Origin of the sequence: Chitinophaga sp. Cy-1792 (assembly GCF_011752935.1) — a bacterium.
In the GTDB taxonomy this organism is placed as follows: domain Bacteria; phylum Bacteroidota; class Bacteroidia; order Chitinophagales; family Chitinophagaceae; genus Chitinophaga.
In genome coordinates this window covers 1,129,639-1,148,995 of the sequence record NZ_VWWO01000003.1, presented here as the reverse complement: position 1 = coordinate 1,148,995, position 19,357 = coordinate 1,129,639, and the positions used below count along the sequence as shown (strand labels likewise).

Genomic DNA, 19,357 nt, shown 5'->3' with positions numbered 1-19,357 from the left:
AATTATATCTATCAGGAAGCCGCGGTTTCAGTGCGTTTAGTCTTGTTGCAATACCATATTAACGCCAATCCACCTATCACCATCAGTGCAGAAATAATCTCTGCCTGTGTCGGATGAAATCCAAAAATATTGTACTTGGTATTTACCCTGATCTTCTCGATAAAAAACCGCTCAACGCCATTCAGTACAAGATATATACCGAAGATAACACCAGGAACGGTGACACGTTTACGGATAGCCCATAATACCAGGAAGAGTCCTATGCAGGCTATTATTTCATATAACGGAGTAGGATATACGGCTATAGGCAATACCTTACAGTACTGACCATCACAGTTAGCCATCTGAACACCTTCTTTAACTACGTTGTGCGGGTAGCCATAGGCAAAGAACCAGTCTGGCATGAACCCTAATGCTGCTGGTTTTTCAAAGGCAGCGTGCGGAATATTTTCAATACTGCCATATTGCGGAACGAAGAAGTTAGCGTTTTTCTGTACTTCTTCTGCAAACTGTGCAGGGGCCACTTTCACTACTTTACCCATGTTATCGGTAGCGTAGGCAGAGTTGTAAATACCCCAGTCGCCGTCGCCAGCGAAATGGCAGCCCATTCTTCCGATACCGTATGCGAGCATGAGTGCCGGAGCAGCGCTGTCGATCAGTTGACGGATATTGATTTTTTTCTTTTTGGCGTAGTTGATGATAACGATCGCTGCTACGATGAGACCACCGTAGAAAGTAAGTCCGCTAAAGGAAAGCAGTGCGCCTATTGGATCTGCCACGAAATCGTTCCAGTTTTCCAGGTTATGGAAAATTTTGGCACCGATGAGTCCCGCAACAGCAGCCATTACCGTGAAATCCGGCACACGCTGATGCGGCATGATGGTTACGATCTCTTCCTTGCGTTGTGTATTTTTAAGCGTTTGCTGACGTCTGTAGATTTTGTATCCTGCAAAAAGGATCAGGCCAATGATACCTGCCGCCATACTTCCCTGCATCGACATCATATATCCCTGGAAGTCCTGCATGGCATTATCCCAGTTCAACATCAGGCCAACGATTTTCAGTCCGAGGAGGAATCCTACAAGGCCATTGACAATAATTTCAGCGTTGGTAACAGGCTGGCCGATCAATACTTTTTCCTGTACTCCCTGCATCCAGCCTAATTTTTCACGGCGTTTCAACTCCTGGGTAAGCACATAGGCAGCAGCGAGAAAAGCAATGGCAACGAAGAATCCAAAAGTCTGAAACAGTTTAAGGAAAGGGATTTCCAGGCCTAACAGGTCTTTAAAAGCGTAATATAAATTAGGATACATAGCCGAAAAAAAATTGGTGATCTGAACTTTCCTATGAACAAAGCCGAATTAGTCTATAAGGAAAATCAAACCACCAAAATACGATACAAGTTTGAATTTAGAAATTCAAATTGCTTAAATAAAAGTTAGCAATATTGTTCGAATGCGTCAATCAGGTTAGCAGCGATCATCTGCGCGGAGCGTCCTTCAATCATATGACGTTCGATGAAGTGAACCAGCTGACCGTCTTTAAACAGTGCGATAGCCGGAGAAGACGGAGGATAAGGCAGCAGGTGCTCACGAACGGCCTGTACTGCTTCCAGGTCAAAACCTGCAAAGCTGGTTGTGAGTCTGTCTGGTTTCTTTTCGCTATGTGCAACCGCCATCAGGGCACCCGGACGGGCAGTACCTGCAGAACAGCCGCAAACTGAATTTATAACTACCAGTGTTGTACCTTCTTTCTTCAGTGTGTCATCTACCTGAGCTTTAGTGACCATTTCCTCAAAACCATTGTCGGTCAGTTCGGCCTTTCTTGGCAATACTAATTCCGCTGGATACATATAATTATGAATTTTTTAGTTAGAATTTCTCCAAAGTTAATCTAAACCAGCCAAACAATAAAAAAATGACCAGAGAAATGGACTTTTTGACATTTTACAAACAATTAATCAGACATAATGTCATAATCTGTAACCATTTTACTAACAAAATAGCAGTTTTAGTCATATGGTATCCGGTTTGATCTGCATCAGGTGTAAAACAAAAAATAAAAACACCACAAAAAAGATAAAGACTATGACACACGTAACATTTGGACCTAAAACTTTTAATGGATTGGTAGAAAATATTTTAACGAATGGATGGAATAAAGTTGCGAAAGATGATTTTCTGACGAACGACTACTTTACCACTCACCCTCCGGTAAATATCACAGAAAACAAAGAAGGATTCAACATCGACGTAGTTGCTCCAGGATTCAGTAAAGAAGATTTTAAAATCAATGCAGATGCAAAATCATTGACCATCAGCGCCGACAGGAAAGCAGAAGCTAAAGACGAAAACGAAAAACAGGTACGCCGCGAGTTCTCCTTCAGATCGTTCAAACGTTCTTTCACCATTGGCGACTCGATCGACACCAGCAAGATCGTTGCAAAATATGAAAACGGTATCCTGAAAGTAGCCTTACCAAAAAAGGAAAATACACAGGAACAACCTAAAGCTATAGTAGTTGAATAAGGGTTAGTCGTAATTTTTTTGACGGAATTGCGAATGAATATGGGGGTTTAGAAAAACAGGAAGGCCATCTCTATCTGATAGAGATGGCTTTTCTTCTTAATATAAGCAGTAAACGTAATTCACACAAAAGTTGAAGCTGTAGTACTTTTTATTGCAATAATTTGCATACATAAGCTTGGAGTAATGGTAAAATTCTTCAGGGGAGCCTGGCTATTCATCAAGAACATCTATCTCAATGCAGAACGCGCCACCATAGGGCCAGCACTCAGCAAAACAGGTGATCTGTACGAACAGGCCAAGATTAAGCTACTCTTCGACTATATCTTTTTTTATTGTTGTGCACTGATGCCTGTAGCACTGCTGGCCATGATCACTATGAATGATGTAAACCTCATTCTCATTCCGTTCATTGCTGTCATGTTACTGATCTGCCTTTTCCTTTTACGGAAAAGTGTTTCAGCAAAATTTGTTGGCGGCCTGACATCCTACACAACGCTGCTGATGCCCATCCTGTCGTCTTTTTTCAACAACCAGGATATTACGGCAAAATATGCCTGCATCTGGTTTATGAGCATATTACTATGCTATATCACCGTCAATTTAGCGGCGGCGCTATCAGCTACCGCCTTTCTGGTGGCCTATCTTTCGCTGGTGGCCTGGCTGAAACTGGAGGGAATCACCTTGTACGTGTCGCCTGGATTTTCCAGATCGTTTCAATACCTCTCCAACCCTTTCCTGGTAGGCGTTTATATGCTTTTCCTCCTGCGGTCCCTGGGCTCCTATTACAAAAGCATTATCGCTATTGAGAAGAAGAAAACCCTGCAGCAGCAACAGCAGCAACTCTCTATTATCAATCAGCAGCTCACAAAGCAGTTTCTCCTGGTAAAGGGCTTTTCCCGCTCCGGGCAGTCTGCCTTTGTAAATGGTGAGCTGGAACTGCTCGAAGCCTGCTTTTCTGAGATCGAAAAACAGTGTGGCATTGCTATCAACTACTTGAACGAGAGCACAGATCAATGATACTACACGGAAGTGTGAGCTACACAATAGCAAACACATCAATTCATAAATAATATGTGTATCAATTATTTAGGAAGGAAATAACCGAAAAGAGGGCACAACGCAAAAGATCTCAAAATATTATCTTATTACAAAAATTACAACTTTTTGGGATTCTTCAGCTGCAATCAGCGCAGTACCTTTGTGCTGTTCTCAAAAGAAATTATCCTATTGTCCTTATACTGAGAAATAATCTAATCTTACCTATGCCATGATAGAGCCTTTCATTCCCATGAAAGGCTTCTTTTATTTTCCGGCACTATAACGCAAAAAAAAGCCTCCTGAAAAATCAGGAGGCTGAGGATTACTAACCCATTTTTTTAATAACCCAATATTTTCAACATGCTTTGTGCTGATTGTTCTTTGGCATACAACCAGTCTTTCAGCTGTCCGTTTTTATCGTAACCTACGATGACGTGCTTAGGCGACGGGATCAGGCAGTGCTTGATACCACCGTAACCACTGAGCTGGTCCTGGTAGGCGCCGGTATGGAAGAAACCGATATATAACGGCTCCTGCACATTTCCTGTTTTAGGCAGGAACACGGCGTTAATATGCTCTTCTGAGGTGTAGAAGTCATACCCGTCACAGGTAATACCTCCTAAATGCACCTCCTGGTATTCTTCACCCCACTTATTGATCGGCAACATCAGGAATTTCTCACCGATGCCCCAGGTATCAGGAAGCGTAGTAATGAATGAGCTGTCAATCATATACCAGGTTTCACGATCGTTCTGGATTTTTTCTCCAATAACGCTGTAGATCACCGCGCCACTCTCTCCTACTGTGAAAGAACCAAATTCAGTGAAGATATTCGGTACCGGCACTTTATTCTTCTTACACATGCTTTTGATATTGGCTACAATTTCATTTACAATGTAATTATAGTCATAATCAAAGCCCAGGGAGTGCTTGATTGGGAAACCACCGCCGATATTAACGCTATCCAGTTCCGGACAGATTTTTTTCAGCTGGCAGTAAAGGTTCATGGCTCTATTAAACTGGCTCCAGTAATAGATATCATCCTTGATACCCTTATTCATAAAGAAGTGCAGCATTTTCAGCTCAAACTTCTGGTTTCCTTTCAGTTTATCTACGTAAAACTCCAGAATATCCCTGGAACGAATACCCAGACGGGAGGTATAGAAGTCAAAGGTAGGCTCTTCCTCTGCGGCGATACGCAGGCCGATCTTAACTTTGTCTTTTGTCCTTACGTTTTTCTGGTAATCTTCCAGCTCCTCTTTATTATCCAGTACAGGGACTACATTTTTGAACCCTGAATTGATCAGTTTAGAGATTGCTCTGGTGTAAGGCTTGGTTTTGAATCCATTACAGATTACAAAAGTTTCCTTATTGATTTTCTTACGCTCATACAGTTTATTGATAATATCAATATCGTATGCCGAAGATGTTTCGATGTGAATGCCATGTTTCAGCGTTTCTTCCATAATGAAAGAAAAGTGAGAACTTTTAGTACAATAGCAGTAGAAATACTCGCCATCATACCGGTTCTTTTTAATGGCATCATTGAACATTTTCTTAGCCTTATTAATCTGCATCCCGATTTTGGGCAGATAAGTCAGCTTGAATGGTGTCCCATACTTGTCGATCAACGCTTTAATATCCAGACCGTTGAATTGCAGGTAGTTGTCTTGTACTTCAAAGCCCTCCTGTGGAAACTCAAACGTCTGTTGAACGAGGTCTGTGTAGGTGCTATTCATTTAATGCTGAGAATGAATTTTAGGAATGAGTAATAAAATTTAAACTTCAGGATAAATGCTCCTTTTCCCCGCTGGAAAACTCCTGGTTTACACACCTACGTCAGTTCGAAACCCAGCAAAATTGGTTGCAAAGCTAAATATTTTGTCGATTGCTCCGTTAAATTTTTTCTCCTGTGGGGGTTGAATTTCGCTCAGAACAAACGGCAAATATACTAACTATTATAAATCAACTGATTAAGTTAAAATATTTAATATTTTATTTTGCTTGTGAGATGATCTCCGCCGCCTGTTTTCCCTCACAGAAAAGCAGGTCAAGGATGCTCATTCCCCGCAGAAAACCGGTGCGGTCCTCAAACACCTGGGTATAAACCGGCGAATCTTCCGGAACAATACCCGGCACCAGTTTATCACGCATATCATCTACCCCGCTTACCGTCTTCTCATAACCATCGGTAAATGTAATTGTTTGAGAGAGACCCAGTTTGTTATTCGCCCACTCCATACAGGCCATGTTCCAGTCGAGCAGATACTCAAAAGGCTTTTCATACAAAGCCTCCAGCTCCGGCTCATAATACTCGAACCATGGCGAACGACGGTAGGCAGAAACCAGCGTCTTCCAGTGCAGCGACTGCCACTTCTCTTCATTGCTGATCCTGACATCCTTCATCACCGTACGCTGGTTCTTACCCTTAGTCAGGGGTACACTCAGGATCATACGGCCATTAGGACCCGCCAGGTAACAACGGTTCCGGTAGCTCACCTTCTGGTAATGTTCAAATTTCTCGATCAGGAGGTTTTCATATCCGGCCAGGGCCTGATAAAAATTCACTGACGGAAAGTACTGAGACTCAATTAATAATGTTTGATTCTTTACATCCATTGACATCCTGTCAAAAAAATTAAGACCTCACGGCCATACTGTGATTTAAAGTTCCCGGCCCTCCATTCGTGCAACCGAATTTTTTACCGGAGCGCAAAAATACGAAGTATTTAGACCTGTACGAATTGATTTTTAGCAGACTACAGCCAGTTCCGCCTACTTATCCACTCCGTTAATTGTTTCCTAATTCCAAACATGCTATTTGAGAAATAAAATCCTTTGCTGTAGGTTTGGGAAAATTTTCAGCCGTCCGATATGAAAGTATTTCGTGTTGTATTAGTAGTTTTTGCCATCTGGGGTATTGCCGCATCCTGCGAGAAAATGAAAGATCTCGAGTTCGTCCGCGTTGCAGGCTTTGACCTGGGAGAACTGGGTATGTCGAAAAGTACCGTGAAGATGACCCTCGCCTACTACAATCCGAATCCATACCGCCTTCAGCTGAAAGATGCCAACTTCGACCTGTTCATGAACGACGTGGAAGTAGGCCATTCTATCCAGGACACCGTTATCAACATCCCTGCAAAAGATACCTTCTACTTCCCGGTACGCCTGGAAGTGAATATGGGCAACGTTTTCAAAAATGCTTTCAGCGCATTTGCCAATAAAGAAGTCATGATCAAGGCTACCGGCAAATGTAAAGTGGGTAAAGGCGGTGTATTCATCCCATTCCCGATTAAATGTGAAACCAAACAACCGCTGAACTTCTTCTAAATAATAACCACTCACCTATTCTGTTTACTATTCATTTTTTTTTCATTGGACGTATTTTTTCTTATCGTCCTGTGGTGGATTTTCATGCTCGGAATTCCTACAGGCATTGGTTTTTTGTTTTACTATCTTCCTAAAAAACTAGGGGTTCCCCCGCCTGGCAAAATGGGTACTTGGAGGGTATGTGGCACTCCTTCTCTGGGGAATAACCAGTTGGTTTACTGCAGATTATTTCTTTTCCAATTCAGACGCCAAAAAGTTATTGGCACAACATCAACTGGAACCGCATGATGATTTCAAAATAGTCTATAAACACTCAGGGGTTGCTCCGGGAGAATACTTTGAAGAATTCACGATAAGCATCACTTCTTCCGACAAACAAAGGCTGATCAATGAAATCCGGCAATCCAGATATTTTGTTCCGGCTGGTCAGCAACCAGCAGATTTTCATACCTCCCGGCACACACCAACAAAAACGATCTTGCAACAGGATTATGAGGACCAGTTTGCATTTATCCGGGAATATGCTGAAATCCTGCCAGATGAGCCTCCTGTATACCACACCATATATATTTACAAGAAGGATAACACTATGCAATACCACGAAAGCGACGAATAATACCTTTTAAATCAAAAGCCCGTCTCTACTGAGTAGAAACGGGCTTTTTTTATGGAAAGAAAACCAATTAGTGTTTCTTAGGGTCCATGCCACCACCATCTTCCGGCTTTTTGCAGCAGGTAGGCAGTTTAGCGTAAGACTCTGTATTGGCAGTGATGTTATCGGCATCATAACCACAGTTTGCAATTGCGGTTTTGATGTTTTCGATATTGGTACGATCGGTCCAATACTTCACAGTAGTAATATGTTTCTTGAAATCTACTTTCGCAGTTTCAACACCTTCTTCGCGGGACAGGTATCTTTCGATACGGTTTTTGCATGACTCGCACTGAACAGTTGGCGTACTGATTTTCACAGTAACGATTGTTTTCTGCTTCTGTTGCGCCATCGCCATACCGAAGGTACTAACCAGCAACAGCATGAGTAATTTTAAGGTACGCATAGTTTTCGTTTTACTTGTCCAATATACAAAAAAGGTACTATATAAAGATTTTCTCACAGATACTATTTACCCCACTGGTCTGGCGCACTTCTCCAGGATTGCAGCAGTGTAACATCGTCAGCAGAAACGATACCTTTTTCTTCCGCGAGGGCAATCATAGCGTTGTAGTTGCTCAGCGAGTAGTAAGGAACACCGGCAGCTTCAAATGCTTTTACCGCTACATCGAAACCATAGTTGAAGATAGATACCATACCGATCACTTCGCCGCCGGCTGCACGGATAGCCTGTACCGCTTCCAGACTGCTTTTACCGGTAGAGATCAGGTCTTCGACTACTACCACCTGCTGACCAGGTTGCAGTACGCCTTCGATCTGGTTGCCCATACCGTGCTCTTTAGGCTTGGAGCGAACATAAATAAATGGCAGCTTCAGCTGATCAGCCACCAGCGCACCATGCGGGATACCCGCAGTGGCAACACCTGCAATTACTGCGGCATCAGGGAAAGTCTCAAACACTACATTGCACAACTCAGATTTAATATAGTCGCGCACGTAAGGATAAGATAAGATCTTCCTGTTATCGCAATAGATAGGAGATTTCCAGCCGGAAGCCCAGGTAAAAGGCTGGGCCGGACTCAACTTAACTGCCTGCACCTGCAGCAGTTTTTCTGCAACTTGTTTTTCGCTTATTTTAGTCATACAAGCGCCAAAATTATTGATTTAATTCGTAATAATACCACAATACAATCGCTAACCATATTACTTTTGCAACTATGCAATCAAATGTAACGATATATCTCAACGAACATCCGCTGCTGCTTTGCGCCAGCGTGGCCAATATCCCGGCAGGCTTTGAAGATGCTGCCATATTTGAAGATCCGCAGACCGAAACGATCGAAAAGATTTTACTGGAAATGGAAGATGGCGACCGCAAAGCCGCTGTGTTTATCCGTGAAGATGTGAAACAACTGCTTAAAAAAGTTTCCTTACACTTCACCGTCATGGTAGCAGGTGGTGGCTTAATCACCAACGAAGAAAATGAAGTGCTGATGATGTTCCGCCGTGGTAAATGGGACCTTCCCAAAGGCAAGCAAGACCCGGGAGAAGACCTGGAAACCACTGCAGTCAGGGAAGTAGCCGAAGAAACCGGCTTACATAATATCAAACTGACGGGTAAGCTGACAGAAACCTACCACTACTACCCGATGAAAAACAAAAAAGTACTGAAACATACCCACTGGTACCGTATGGAGTTTACCGGAACGGAATTAACAGTACCACAGATAGAGGAAGATATCCTTGATATCCAGTGGATCAAGCCGGAGAATGTAAGTAAATACCTGCAGTTCTCCTATGAAAACATCCGTGATGTATTCAAAGCAGCTGAAACAGCAGGTACACTTAGTCTAAAGTAAGATATTCTTATAAGCAGGTAGCATGTCTGCCATCCACTATTCCCCTGTTTGAATATCGATAAGGTATTTTTTCAGGGGAATACTTTCTTTGGTACGAAACTCCTCCCCGATTACCAACTGATAATGCTTATTAGGCTGTAAGTCTGCCTCCACAATCAAAGCACTGGTATTGGTGGTAAAGCCTATTACTTTTTGCACTTTCATTAGCGAAGCCTCTCCTGCGGGGCCTATTTCAAAATTCCGGAAACGGGGATCCAGTGGCTGAGAGAACTGAATTGTAATCGTCTTTTTTCCCGGCGCGACCTTCCCATCAAATCGTTTATCCAGTCCGGATATTCCTGTAACGCCGGGGCGGCTGGCTTCATAGGCAGCCTTCAATGCTGCTATGGGATAGGCGAAGTAATGTGAACTATCTACAAATCGATATAAAAGGGTATCGTTGTTGTAATCCAGCTCTATCATGGATTTGATGGCAGCTTTCTTGTCTTTTGCCTGTTCATAGTACTTTTCACATAATGCGTATCCCATATAATAGCCCAGATCACGCATTCCAAACGGATTCTTTGTGTTGTTATACAGCCAGTTGTCAGTAAATGGCGTAAACATACATTTGGAAAAAGCGAGTTTAAGTGCCGCATCATTTGCTTTTCCATACGCAATCGGAGGATTGGGAGAAGGAATACCCATTGACTTTACTGCCACGAATTCAGCAACTCCTTCCAATACACATTGTGTCAAAAGATAATCCCCAATCGTACTTTTCTGCTGTGTATGCACATATTCGTGCACATTTAAAAAAACAATATCCTTTATTGGATTGGTTTTGAAAAAAGATTTGAGATGTTCGAATCGCGGCGATAATTCTGTGGTCACCACAGATGAGTCTGCCATTGCTATTTCAGCTCCGATTAATACTTTGTCAGCCTGGGTAGTACCATTGGAACGCATAGCCCCCACAGTAAAGTAGATAGTAGCGGGCTTAGCCGGATAGATTTTTCTAAAGGCTGTTATACCTTGCTGGATCTCAGCAGCATATTTATCTGCTTTCATCATATTGGGCCGCATAGATTTCCAGAATTCAGGATAATTCTTAAAAGCAGTTAAATAATCTGCGATAGTATAACGTCTGGCCTCCATCATGGCTATGAGGCCAGCTGACCCTTTGTTAATATACATTTCCTGAAATAATGCTGCCTGTTGGGAACTATCCGAAATACGGGTTACCACATCATAAGTTTTCCAGAAAAGCGGGATATCTGAAGTAACGATGGGAGATTTCTGCTGAGCGAATACTGCAGGTATAAAGTAAAGGCACAACAACAGGCAAATAAAATGCTTCATACAGAAAAAGAAAAATAAAGCGACATACATTTTGTCGCCTTATTAATGATAAAGATTAAGAGTTGAATTATCTTTTTGCCAGAATGGCTACCGTCAATCTGCTTGCGCAAACCAGTTTATGCTCATCGTCCGTGATACGGATTTCCCATACGTGGCTGGTAGATCCGATGTGCAGGGGCTTTGCCAATGCATGTACGTATCCGCTCTTTACGCCACGGATATGATTGGCATTTATCTCCATACCCACACAAATATATTTTGCCGGATCAATAATTAAGCCCGACCCTACACTTCCTACTGTTTCTGCCAGCGCCACAGAAGCGCCACCATGCAGGAGTCCGTAAGGCTGCACGGTGCGTTGATCTACCGGCATCATGATTCTCAGGTAGTCGGGACCGATTTCTGTAAACTCCATCCCCAGGGTTTCGGCCATAGTGCCGGCACCCATTTCATTCAGCTGTTCCAGAGAAACATCCGTAGAATGCCAGATCGCTTTCATATAAACAGATTTTATTGTTGTGCTTGATTATGTAATGCCTTTAAAACTGCTGCAGGAACAAACGGTGTCACATCTCCCCCATTCCTGTAAATATCTCTTACCAGCGTACTTGCGATGCTGGAAAACTGCGGTGTACAGGTCAGGAAAATTGTTTCGATGGTTGGATCTATGGTACGGTTTACATCGGCAATAGCCTTTTCATACTCAAAATCACTCACATAGCGGATTCCGCGGAGGATATATTTCGCGTTGATCTTTCTGCAAAAATCTATGGTAAGACCTTCGTAAGCAGCTACTTCAATCCGTTTATCATCTTTATAAATCTCCCTGATCCAGTCTATACGCTGTTCCAGCGGAAACATGGGCTTTTTCGCACTATTGTAGCCTATTCCGATAACCAGTTTCTCGAAAAGGTCCAATGCACGGTCAATTACATCTGTATGTCCGAGCGTGATGGGATCGAAGGTGCCCGGAAAAAGACATATACTCATAAGGGTCTGAATTAGATTGTTACGGGTTATTGCGCTTCAGTTCTTCTCTATTTATAAAGATAGAGAAAATGGTGGCGCCATAATTTCGCTCTGATCGGTAATAAGAATATTCTTTGAAATTGTTGTGATTGGTATGTTCAATGACCAGCCATCCTTCCGGGGTAAGTAATTGTTTTTCAAATACTATCAGCGGTAATTTATCCAGCGTTTCCAACGCGTAGGGAGGATCAGCGAATATAAAATCGAACTGTTCGTTACATTGCTGAAGGTATTTGAAAACGTCCATTTTCACTACTTTCAGGGAAGTGATATCCAGGGATCGTGCCGTTTTGGCGATATAATCCGCCATGGACGGATCTTTTTCTACTACCGTCATATCTGTGGCCCCGCGGGAAGCCAGTTCGTAACTGATACTTCCGGTACCACCAAACAGGTCCAGTGTTTTTAAAGTTGAGATGTCCAGGTTATTCTCTAAAATATTGAACAGTCCACCTTTGGCGATGTCTGTAGTTGGCCTGGTATGGGCCATTTTTGCCGGTGGCTGAAATCTCCTGCCTCCACTCGCTCCTCCAATTATACGCATAATGCTAAAGCATACAGGTTGTGAAAATAATAGCCTGGTATTTCCTGCATTTTACCGATATAGTTAAAACCAGGCAGGCGTTGTGCCCACTCCAGATTAGGGATGAATTTGTACATTTCCTGGTAAACGGCATTATCTTTTACGAGTGCCCCGGAAAGTTTCACCTTTATCTGTTGTTCATCTAACTGTAACTGCCTGAGCGTGCTTACCAGCTGGTAAACAACATCTAAACCTGTCTGGTAATCGAAGCTTTGCTGAATCAGGAGCTTACCGTTTTTATAGACGGTGAGCGTGAAAGCAGTGCGCTGCACTTCTACAAAGGCCACCCCTTCGCTGGACTGAAAATCCAGGTCGCGGGTATAAGCCAGCAGCAGGGCAGAGTTAGCATGAATGACCAGGTCTGAAGAAAACTCCTTTCGTAAGAAGCCTAACAGGTCTTTATCCAGACTGTAGACATTCACAAAAGGCTGACCATAAATTATGTCGGATAGTACGGCTTCCTGCATTTTTTCAGGTTGTGAAATATGCAGGTAATCTTTTTTGAGGGAAGCGTTGAAATATTGCTGGGGAACCAGTACGCCATTGCCCATATCGAAGGCCAGCAGTACTGTTTTGAAGGCGGTTATTAATAGTTTGTCTATCTCAAACACTTCTTCGATCATCTCCAGATCAGCCAGCGCTATTTTCTGCGGCTGAAAATGATAGGATTTTAATGCCAGAAATTTCTTTGCAGCAGGCTCATACACCACATAGCTGAAAGCGCCGGTACTTACCAGCACCAGCAGGTGACAGGAGGTAAGATCGGTTTCCAGCAGCGTTTCATCGTCTACCGTAAATGCAGGATGGATGTTATAGGCCACAGGCATGTTATAGAGTTCAATTGAAACACAATAATAAACTTTTTACTTTAATTGCCTTCAAGGAAGTATATCTTTGCCAACACCAAATACGGTTACGCGCACATGCAACTGGAAGTTTCGAACAGGGATATTTTTAAGATTGCAGCCCCTATATGCCTGGCCCTGATCATCCCTCAGATAAATCATATGACCAATACCGCATTCCTGGGAAGGTTAGGAGAACTGGAGCTGGCGGCAAACGGTATTGCCGGTATTTATTACCTGGTGATGTATATGATTGCCTATGGTCTGAATAACGGCATGCAGGTATTGATTGCCCGCCGTGCCGGACAGTTGCAATATGCCGGCATCGGGCAACTTTTCGGCAACGGACTTATATTAGGACTCGCCTGTTCCCTGGTGGCCATTATGATCACCTTACTGGCAACACCGTACTTCTTTTCACATGTATTACATAACCCTGAGATTTATAACGCGGCCATTTCGTTTATCCGTATACGTATCTGGGGATTGCCGATGCTGATGATGCTGAGTATGGCCAATGCCTTTTATATCGGAAGCGGCCACTCCAGGATACTGGCCATCACCTCTATTTTCCAGGAGCTCGTAAATATCTATTTTGACTACACACTGATATTCGGTAAGCTGGGATTTCAGCCAATGGGCCTGAATGGCGCTGCCGTGGCCAGTATACTGGCAGAATCCACTGGTTTTATTGTAGCGTACAGTATTTTATTTATAAAGAGATATAATATTAAATATAGTCTCTTTAGCTATATGAAGCCATCCTGGGAGGTGTTGAAAAACATTCTGAATGTTTCTGCTCCTATCATTGTGCAATTTTTATTCAGCATTGGCAGCTGGTTCGTGTTTTTTATATTTATAGAACACCTGGGAGAGCGGCCACTGGCCATTTCCAATATGTTACGCAGTGTTTTCGGGTTCTTTGGGATTTTTACCTGGGCACTGGCGGCTACCTGTAATACGATGGTCAGCAATCTGATTGGCCAGGGTAAGTCGGACCAGGTGTTTATGGCTATCAGGCGGATTTCCTTGATCAGTCTGGGTTGTGCGCTGGTCATCTGCATACTGGTCAACATCTTCCCTTATACCCTGCTTCACATTTATACGAATGATGCAGATCTGATTACTGCGGCGATACCTTCCATACGCGTTATTTCCCTGAGTACCATACTGATGGCGATTTCGGCAGTAGTGCTGAGTGGTGTGACCGGTACCGGCAACACCAGGATGAACCTGTTTACTGAGATCCTGGCGGTTATAGGTTACCTGGTTTATTGTGATGTGGTGATAGAAAGAATGCAAAGTCCGCTGGCTTATGCCTGGGGGGCTGATTTCTTTTACTGGATTATCATTATGGTGATCAGTACTTTATACCTGAAGAGTGGTAGATGGAAGGGGAAAGTTATTTAATTCAATTAGTTTTCTCTTTTATGGGGAGATCTTCGATCTCCCCATAAAAGAGAAACTCCCGTCAGCCTGCGGCTGACGGGAGTTTCTCTTAAAATATTTTATAATTTATTGCAGATCATCCAGCATTTTCTTGCAATCCGCTTTTATGCTGGTATCATCGTAGGCAATATTTCTGAGTGTGAGAGCTTTTTTAAGCACTTCAATAGCTTTGTCCTGCTGATCGTTTGCTTTATAGGCGCGCGCCAGTTCGTAGTAGTTAAGAATAAAGCCTGGCGCCAGCTGGCGGCATTTTTCATAATCAGCGATGGCATTTGCCATGGAGCCATCGGGGATTCCGCCGAAGAGCATTTTAGCTGCGCTGCGTTCAAATACGTTGAGGTTGGCTACTTCGAAGTTCCATTTTCCCAGTACATGCCATGCCGGTCCCATTTTAGGGTCAAATTTGATGGCTAGTTCAGCATATTTTTTAACGTCTTTAGAGGCGGCTACTTTGTCTTTAGCGCCGGAGATCAGTGCGATGCGGCCCATGGCTACTGCCATTACGTAGTTCGACATCGCGCTATTCGGATTTACCTTAAGTGCTTCTTGCGCATAATCCTTTGCCTGATTGAACCAGGTAATTTTATCCGATTTTTCTTTTTGTCTGTTACCGATTCGGGACGACATTTCACTGGCCTGTACCAGTGCATCAAACTGGTTGGGATCTATTTTAAGAATTTCCTTATCCTTATCAAAAGCTTCCTGTTCTTTCATCTGGGTTTCCAACTGCTTTGCCTGGGCTACCATTTCATCGACGGTCTGGCTTTTGGCTAGCAATGCTGTGAAGAGCAATAGGGAAACTGTAATGATTTTCTTCACCATAGGACAGGTATTTTTTAGTTTTTGAATTTGTTTGGGTTCGTACAATTATAAATCTACGAAAAATAACAAATTAAAACCGGTAAGGTTAAGTGGAATACATCAGTAATCTTTTTCCAGGCTTACCATGGAATTGCGTATGCTGGCTCCCATGGGAGGATTGAGTTTACGAAGGGTAACGGTGCTGTGTGTGATGCCCGGGTAGCGGAGTTTCAGTTGCGCTGTGATGATGTAGACCACTTCTTCCAGGAGTGGTTTAGGGATGTCCATTACCGCTTTAGCTATCTCGTAAATACCTTGATAGTTAACAGTTTCGGAAAGATCTTCGATGGGTACGGTGCCGGGTATACGAACATATATATCCAGGACAAATTCGTTGCCGATGATGGTTTCTTCGGGGAAGAATCCGTGGTAGGCATGAAACCGGGCTTGTTCCAGAGCGATGGTAAGCATGAGCTGATAAGAATGGGAGGTAAAAAGAATGCCGGGTTCGCGCGATGCTGGCCCGGCATTGATAATATGGTATTATCGGAGATAATATTAGTGGTGGCCTTTGGCAGAGAGATATCTTTCTGCGTCGAGGGCAGCCATACAACCGCTACCGGCGGCGGTTACAGCCTGGCGGTAGATTTTATCCTGTACGTCGCCGCAGGCGAAAACGCCTTCAACGTTGGTACGGGAGGTACCAGGAACGGTAACGATATAGTCCTGATCGTCGAGTTCCAGGTATTCTTTAAAGATAGCGGAGTTAGGCTGGTGTCCGATGGCTACGAAGAAGGCGCTTACAGGCACTTCTTTGAGTTCATTGGTTTTATTGTTGCGGATGCGGATGGCTTCTACTTTTTTATCGCCGAGTACTTCATCTGTTTCAGAATTCCAGTAAACGATGATGTTGGAAGTTTTGAGGACGCGGTCCTGCATCACTTTAGAGGCGCGCATTTCGCCGCGACGTACGAGCATGTGAACGGTGCTGCACATTTTGGAGAGGTAGAGTGCTTCTTCGGCGGCGGTATCACCGGCGCCAACGATGGCAACTTCTTTACCACGGAAGAAGAACCCGTCACAAACGGCGCATGCAGATACACCGCTACCGTTGAGGCGTTGTTCGGAAGGAATACCGAGCCATTTAGCGGAGGCTCCGGTGGCGATGATCACGGCGTCGGCGGTGATTGTCTTTTCTTCGTCGATGATAATTTTATAAGGCTGTTGGCTGAAGTCGACAGAGGTAGCCAGGCCATAACGGATGTCGGCACCCATTCTGGTAGCTTGTTTTTCGAAATCGACCATCATTTCAGGGCCTTGGATTCCTTCCGGGTATCCTGGGTAGTTTTCTACTTCAGTGGTGATGGTGAGCTGGCCACCTGGCTGGATACCTTGGTACAGCACAGGTTTGAGGTTGGCTCTGGCGGCATATATCGCTGCGGTGTAGCCGGCGGGGCCGGAACCGATGATCAGTAAATGCACATGTTCTTGCTGATTCTTGTTTTCCATACTACTAAGTTACTGGTATAAATATTCAATGATTGGTATATGACTAGTCTGCAAAAATACGTTGTGTTTGCAAAATAAAAACACCGGCCATGGAAATACCGGCCGGTGTTCTTATAGAATAAAGAGGATATATAGATTTCTTGCTTTCGTGATGAGGAAATTGGGGGTTTCCCAACTTCGGGATCATAAATTTAAAAAATTGATTATCCCAGATAGGATTTTAAAGCGCCGCTGTAACGAGCTTTTTGCAGTCTCTTGATTGCGCGTTCTTTAATTTGCCTGATTCTTTCTTTTGTCAGATCGTATTTCTGACCGATTTGTTCGATTGTTGCTCCGTTTTCTCCATCCAGACCGAAATAAGCGTTCACGATTTCTGCTTCACGAGGGCTGAGTGATTTCAGGACCCTGCGGATCTCTTCACGTAATGAATCGCGCATTACATCGTCGTCGGTAATATCGCCACCTTCCAGGAGGTCGCCCATAGCTACGTCTTCAGCTTCATGTACTGGGGCATCCAGTGACATATGACGGGTATTGCTCTGGAAGATATTGTTAATTTCCGATTCGGACATTTCCAGGATTTCTGCGAGTTCCTCGGTAGAAGGTTCACGTTCGTTTTCCTGTTCAAATGCCATGTAGGCTTTGTTCGCTTTGTTATAAGTGCCAATTTTATTTTGCGGCAGACGAACAAGACGACCTTGTTCAGCTAACGCCTGTAAAATGGATTGGCGAATCCACCATACAGCATAAGAGATGAATTTGAAGCCCTTTGTTTCATCGAAACGTTGCGCCGCCTTGATCAACCCTAGATTACCTTCATTGATGAGGTCACTGAGGCTAAGCCCCTGATGCTGATATTGCTTTGCTACAGAAACAACGAAACGAAGGTTTCCTGTCGTCAATCTTTCAAGAGCCTTTTGATCGCCCATTTTTATACGCTGCGCCAAAACGGTCTCTTCCTCAGGTGTTAACAAAGGGATCTTCGAGATTTCCTGCAGGTACTTTTCTACCGCCTGCGAATCACGATTGGTGATCTGGGTGGCAATTTTAAGTTGCCTCATATGAAAAATTGTATTGGTTTATAAATAAAGTAACAGAGGAAGAAATATTTTGTTTGAAAATATAAAATTATCTAACTTACAAACTTTCTCTCTCTATCTGCTTTTTGTTTCAAATTAGCCTGCAAAGATCGTGCTAACGAATCACACTACCAAATCTTCCTTGCTTTGCATCTTGTACAAGTAAATTACCCATTATTAACGAAATATCATAGCCATTTAGTTCTCTCGTAACGTAGCTTTAGTCAAATTTTAACAATTGACAAAAAATCTTCATAAACCATTCATCTTAACTAATTTACCATAACAGACTTTGCAAATTTTCCAATATCTATGATCGATTTTCGCAGCGATACTTTTACTAAGCCCGGCCATGGCATGTTACAGGCGATGTATACTGCCGAAACCGGCGATGATGTTTTTGGCGAGGACCCGAGCGTCAACAAACTGGAAGCCATGATGGCAGATTATTTTGGCAAAGAGGCAGCTTTATACTGCCCTTCCGGCACAATGTCCAACCAGATAGGTATCAATGTGCATACCCAGCCCGGTGATGAGGTCATCTGCAGCCACCTGTCGCATGTATATTTATATGAAGGTGGCGGTATCGCGGCTACTTCGGGGGCGCAGGTCCATCCTATCCATGGCATCCGTGGCATGATCACTGCCGGTCAGGTGGTGGCGGCCATACAGCCGGATGATATCCACCGCGCCAATACCAGCCTCGTTTGCCTGGAAAATACATCCAACAGGGGTGGCGGCTGTTGCTATACATGGCAAGATATATTATCAATACGCAATGTATGTACGCAGCACAACTTAGGACTCCACCTCGATGGCGCCCGCCTCTTCAATGCGATCGTTGCCACCGGCCAGGACCCGAAAGCCTACGGCCAGGTATTCGATAGTATCTCGGTATGCCTTAATAAAGGAATGGGGTGTCCGATGGGGTCTGTTCTCATGGGTAGTAAAGATTATATCAAAGCGGCCCGCCGCGTCCGTAAAAGATTAGGCGGCGGCTTACGCCAGGCAGGCTACATGGCAGCCACCGGCATCTACGCTATGGAGAACAATATACAACGACTCACTGAAGACCACCTGCATGCGAAAAAAATTGCCGGCACCCTGGCAGAAAAATCCTTCGTAGGGGAAATCTACCCGGTAGAAACCAATATCCTGATATTTGAGGTGAAAGGCCACCTGAACCCGCAGCAGTTTGCCGAATACCTCAAAATGGAAGGAATCCTGGTACAGCCTATCTCCGACTCCCAGGTAAGAATGGTGCTACATCTCGATATCATACCGGAAATGGTGGAAAGGACCTGTAAAGTAATCGAGGGATTGAAATAATGTACCGGTTTCCTTTATGTCAAC

At 43.8% G+C, this 19,357-nt stretch carries 22 protein-coding genes; 7 read left to right on the top strand and 15 right to left on the bottom strand.

The window, feature by feature from the left end:
* Positions 1-11 precede the first annotated feature (11 nt).
* Together F3J22_RS29945 and F3J22_RS29940 are read right to left on the bottom strand one after the other, a co-directional pair.
* Positions 12-1,313 carry a prolipoprotein diacylglyceryl transferase gene (locus F3J22_RS29945; protein ID WP_167021645.1) on the bottom strand — a complete coding sequence of 434 codons (1,302 nt, stop codon included), beginning with the start codon at positions 1,311-1,313 and terminating at the stop codon, positions 12-14.
* Between the two features lie 125 nt (positions 1,314-1,438).
* Entirely contained in the window at positions 1,439-1,852 is a 414-nt protein-coding gene (locus tag F3J22_RS29940; RefSeq protein ID WP_167021644.1) for a BrxA/BrxB family bacilliredoxin, read from the bottom strand.
* A gap of 235 nt (positions 1,853-2,087) precedes the next feature.
* On the opposite strand from F3J22_RS29940, the gene F3J22_RS29935 reads away from it, so the two are divergent.
* Positions 2,088-2,528, top strand: coding sequence for an Hsp20/alpha crystallin family protein (locus F3J22_RS29935; protein ID WP_167021643.1), 441 nt, complete (start codon positions 2,088-2,090; stop codon positions 2,526-2,528).
* A 183-nt stretch (positions 2,529-2,711) separates the two neighbouring features.
* Positions 2,712-3,545, top strand: a complete 834-nt coding sequence (locus F3J22_RS29930; protein ID WP_167021642.1) for a hypothetical protein — start codon at positions 2,712-2,714, stop codon at positions 3,543-3,545.
* Between the two features lie 359 nt (positions 3,546-3,904).
* Here the strand turns inward: F3J22_RS29930 and F3J22_RS29925 are convergent, their stop codons facing one another.
* Positions 3,905-5,305 carry an arginine decarboxylase gene (locus tag F3J22_RS29925; RefSeq protein WP_167021641.1) on the bottom strand — a complete coding sequence of 467 codons (1,401 nt, stop codon included), beginning with the start codon at positions 5,303-5,305 and terminating at the stop codon, positions 3,905-3,907.
* 256 nt (positions 5,306-5,561) lie between these two features.
* Positions 5,562-6,185, bottom strand: coding sequence for a WbqC family protein (locus tag F3J22_RS29920; protein WP_240155239.1), 624 nt, complete (start codon positions 6,183-6,185; stop codon positions 5,562-5,564).
* 255 nt (positions 6,186-6,440) lie between these two features.
* Here F3J22_RS29920 and F3J22_RS29915 point away from each other — a divergent pair, with 255 nt between their 5' ends.
* A complete protein-coding gene (locus F3J22_RS29915) occupies positions 6,441-6,896 on the top strand; it encodes an LEA type 2 family protein (RefSeq protein ID WP_167021639.1) in 456 nt (151 codons plus the stop codon).
* A gap of 181 nt (positions 6,897-7,077) precedes the next feature.
* Entirely contained in the window at positions 7,078-7,512 is a 435-nt protein-coding gene (locus F3J22_RS29910; RefSeq protein ID WP_167021638.1) for a hypothetical protein, read from the top strand.
* Positions 7,513-7,579: 67 nt separating this feature from the next.
* On the opposite strand, the gene F3J22_RS29905 is transcribed toward F3J22_RS29910, so the two are convergent.
* Both F3J22_RS29905 and pyrE read right to left on the bottom strand, forming a co-directional pair.
* A complete protein-coding gene (locus tag F3J22_RS29905; protein ID WP_167021637.1) occupies positions 7,580-7,954 on the bottom strand; it encodes a heavy-metal-associated domain-containing protein in 375 nt (124 codons plus the stop codon).
* Positions 7,955-8,016: 62 nt separating this feature from the next.
* Positions 8,017-8,652, bottom strand: a complete 636-nt coding sequence (gene pyrE, locus F3J22_RS29900; RefSeq protein WP_167021636.1) for an orotate phosphoribosyltransferase — start codon at positions 8,650-8,652, stop codon at positions 8,017-8,019.
* Positions 8,653-8,726: 74 nt separating this feature from the next.
* Between pyrE and F3J22_RS29895 the strand changes: the two genes are divergently transcribed.
* Positions 8,727-9,368: an NUDIX hydrolase gene (locus tag F3J22_RS29895; RefSeq protein WP_167021635.1), complete on the top strand. Its 642-nt coding sequence runs from the start codon at positions 8,727-8,729 to the stop codon at positions 9,366-9,368.
* 36 nt (positions 9,369-9,404) lie between these two features.
* Here the strand turns inward: F3J22_RS29895 and F3J22_RS29890 are convergent, their stop codons facing one another.
* The 5 genes from F3J22_RS29890 to F3J22_RS29870 form a co-directional block, all read right to left on the bottom strand.
* Positions 9,405-10,709 (bottom strand): hypothetical protein, encoded by a 1,305-nt coding sequence (locus F3J22_RS29890; protein ID WP_167021634.1) that lies wholly within the window; start codon positions 10,707-10,709, stop codon positions 9,405-9,407.
* Positions 10,710-10,776: 67 nt separating this feature from the next.
* The gene (locus F3J22_RS29885; protein WP_167021633.1) at positions 10,777-11,208 is read right to left on the bottom strand and encodes a hotdog fold thioesterase; all 432 of its coding nucleotides are present in this window, start codon (positions 11,206-11,208) and stop codon (positions 10,777-10,779) included.
* An 11-nt stretch (positions 11,209-11,219) separates the two neighbouring features.
* Entirely contained in the window at positions 11,220-11,699 is a 480-nt protein-coding gene (coaD, locus tag F3J22_RS29880) for a pantetheine-phosphate adenylyltransferase (protein WP_167021632.1), read from the bottom strand.
* Between the two features lie 19 nt (positions 11,700-11,718).
* Positions 11,719-12,282, bottom strand: a complete 564-nt coding sequence (locus tag F3J22_RS29875; protein WP_167021631.1) for an RsmD family RNA methyltransferase — start codon at positions 12,280-12,282, stop codon at positions 11,719-11,721.
* Positions 12,273-13,148: a DUF3822 family protein gene (locus tag F3J22_RS29870; RefSeq protein WP_167021630.1), complete on the bottom strand. Its 876-nt coding sequence runs from the start codon at positions 13,146-13,148 to the stop codon at positions 12,273-12,275. Before F3J22_RS29870 ends, F3J22_RS29875 begins: the two co-directional genes overlap by 10 nt.
* 96 nt (positions 13,149-13,244) lie before the next feature.
* Between F3J22_RS29870 and F3J22_RS29865 the strand changes: the two genes are divergently transcribed.
* Positions 13,245-14,576 (top strand): MATE family efflux transporter, encoded by a 1,332-nt coding sequence (locus tag F3J22_RS29865; RefSeq protein WP_167021629.1) that lies wholly within the window; start codon positions 13,245-13,247, stop codon positions 14,574-14,576.
* A 105-nt stretch (positions 14,577-14,681) separates the two neighbouring features.
* Here F3J22_RS29865 and F3J22_RS29860 read toward each other — a convergent pair whose 3' ends face one another.
* The 4 genes from F3J22_RS29860 to F3J22_RS29845 all read right to left on the bottom strand — a co-directional run bounded on the left by F3J22_RS29860 (position 14,682) and on the right by F3J22_RS29845 (position 17,986).
* The gene (locus tag F3J22_RS29860; protein ID WP_167021628.1) at positions 14,682-15,437 is read right to left on the bottom strand and encodes a hypothetical protein; all 756 of its coding nucleotides are present in this window, start codon (positions 15,435-15,437) and stop codon (positions 14,682-14,684) included.
* 99 nt (positions 15,438-15,536) lie between these two features.
* Complete coding sequence (locus F3J22_RS29855; protein ID WP_167021627.1) at positions 15,537-15,887, bottom strand: dihydroneopterin aldolase; 351 nt, start codon at positions 15,885-15,887, stop codon at positions 15,537-15,539.
* Positions 15,888-15,974: 87 nt separating this feature from the next.
* Complete coding sequence (gene trxB / locus F3J22_RS29850; protein WP_167021626.1) at positions 15,975-16,925, bottom strand: thioredoxin-disulfide reductase; 951 nt, start codon at positions 16,923-16,925, stop codon at positions 15,975-15,977.
* Between the two features lie 203 nt (positions 16,926-17,128).
* A complete protein-coding gene (locus tag F3J22_RS29845; RefSeq protein ID WP_012793808.1) occupies positions 17,129-17,986 on the bottom strand; it encodes an RNA polymerase sigma factor RpoD/SigA in 858 nt (285 codons plus the stop codon).
* Positions 17,987-18,316: 330 nt separating this feature from the next.
* Here F3J22_RS29845 and F3J22_RS29840 point away from each other — a divergent pair, with 330 nt between their 5' ends.
* Entirely contained in the window at positions 18,317-19,333 is a 1,017-nt protein-coding gene (locus F3J22_RS29840; RefSeq protein WP_167021625.1) for a low specificity L-threonine aldolase, read from the top strand.
* Positions 19,334-19,357: the final 24 nt, after the last annotated feature.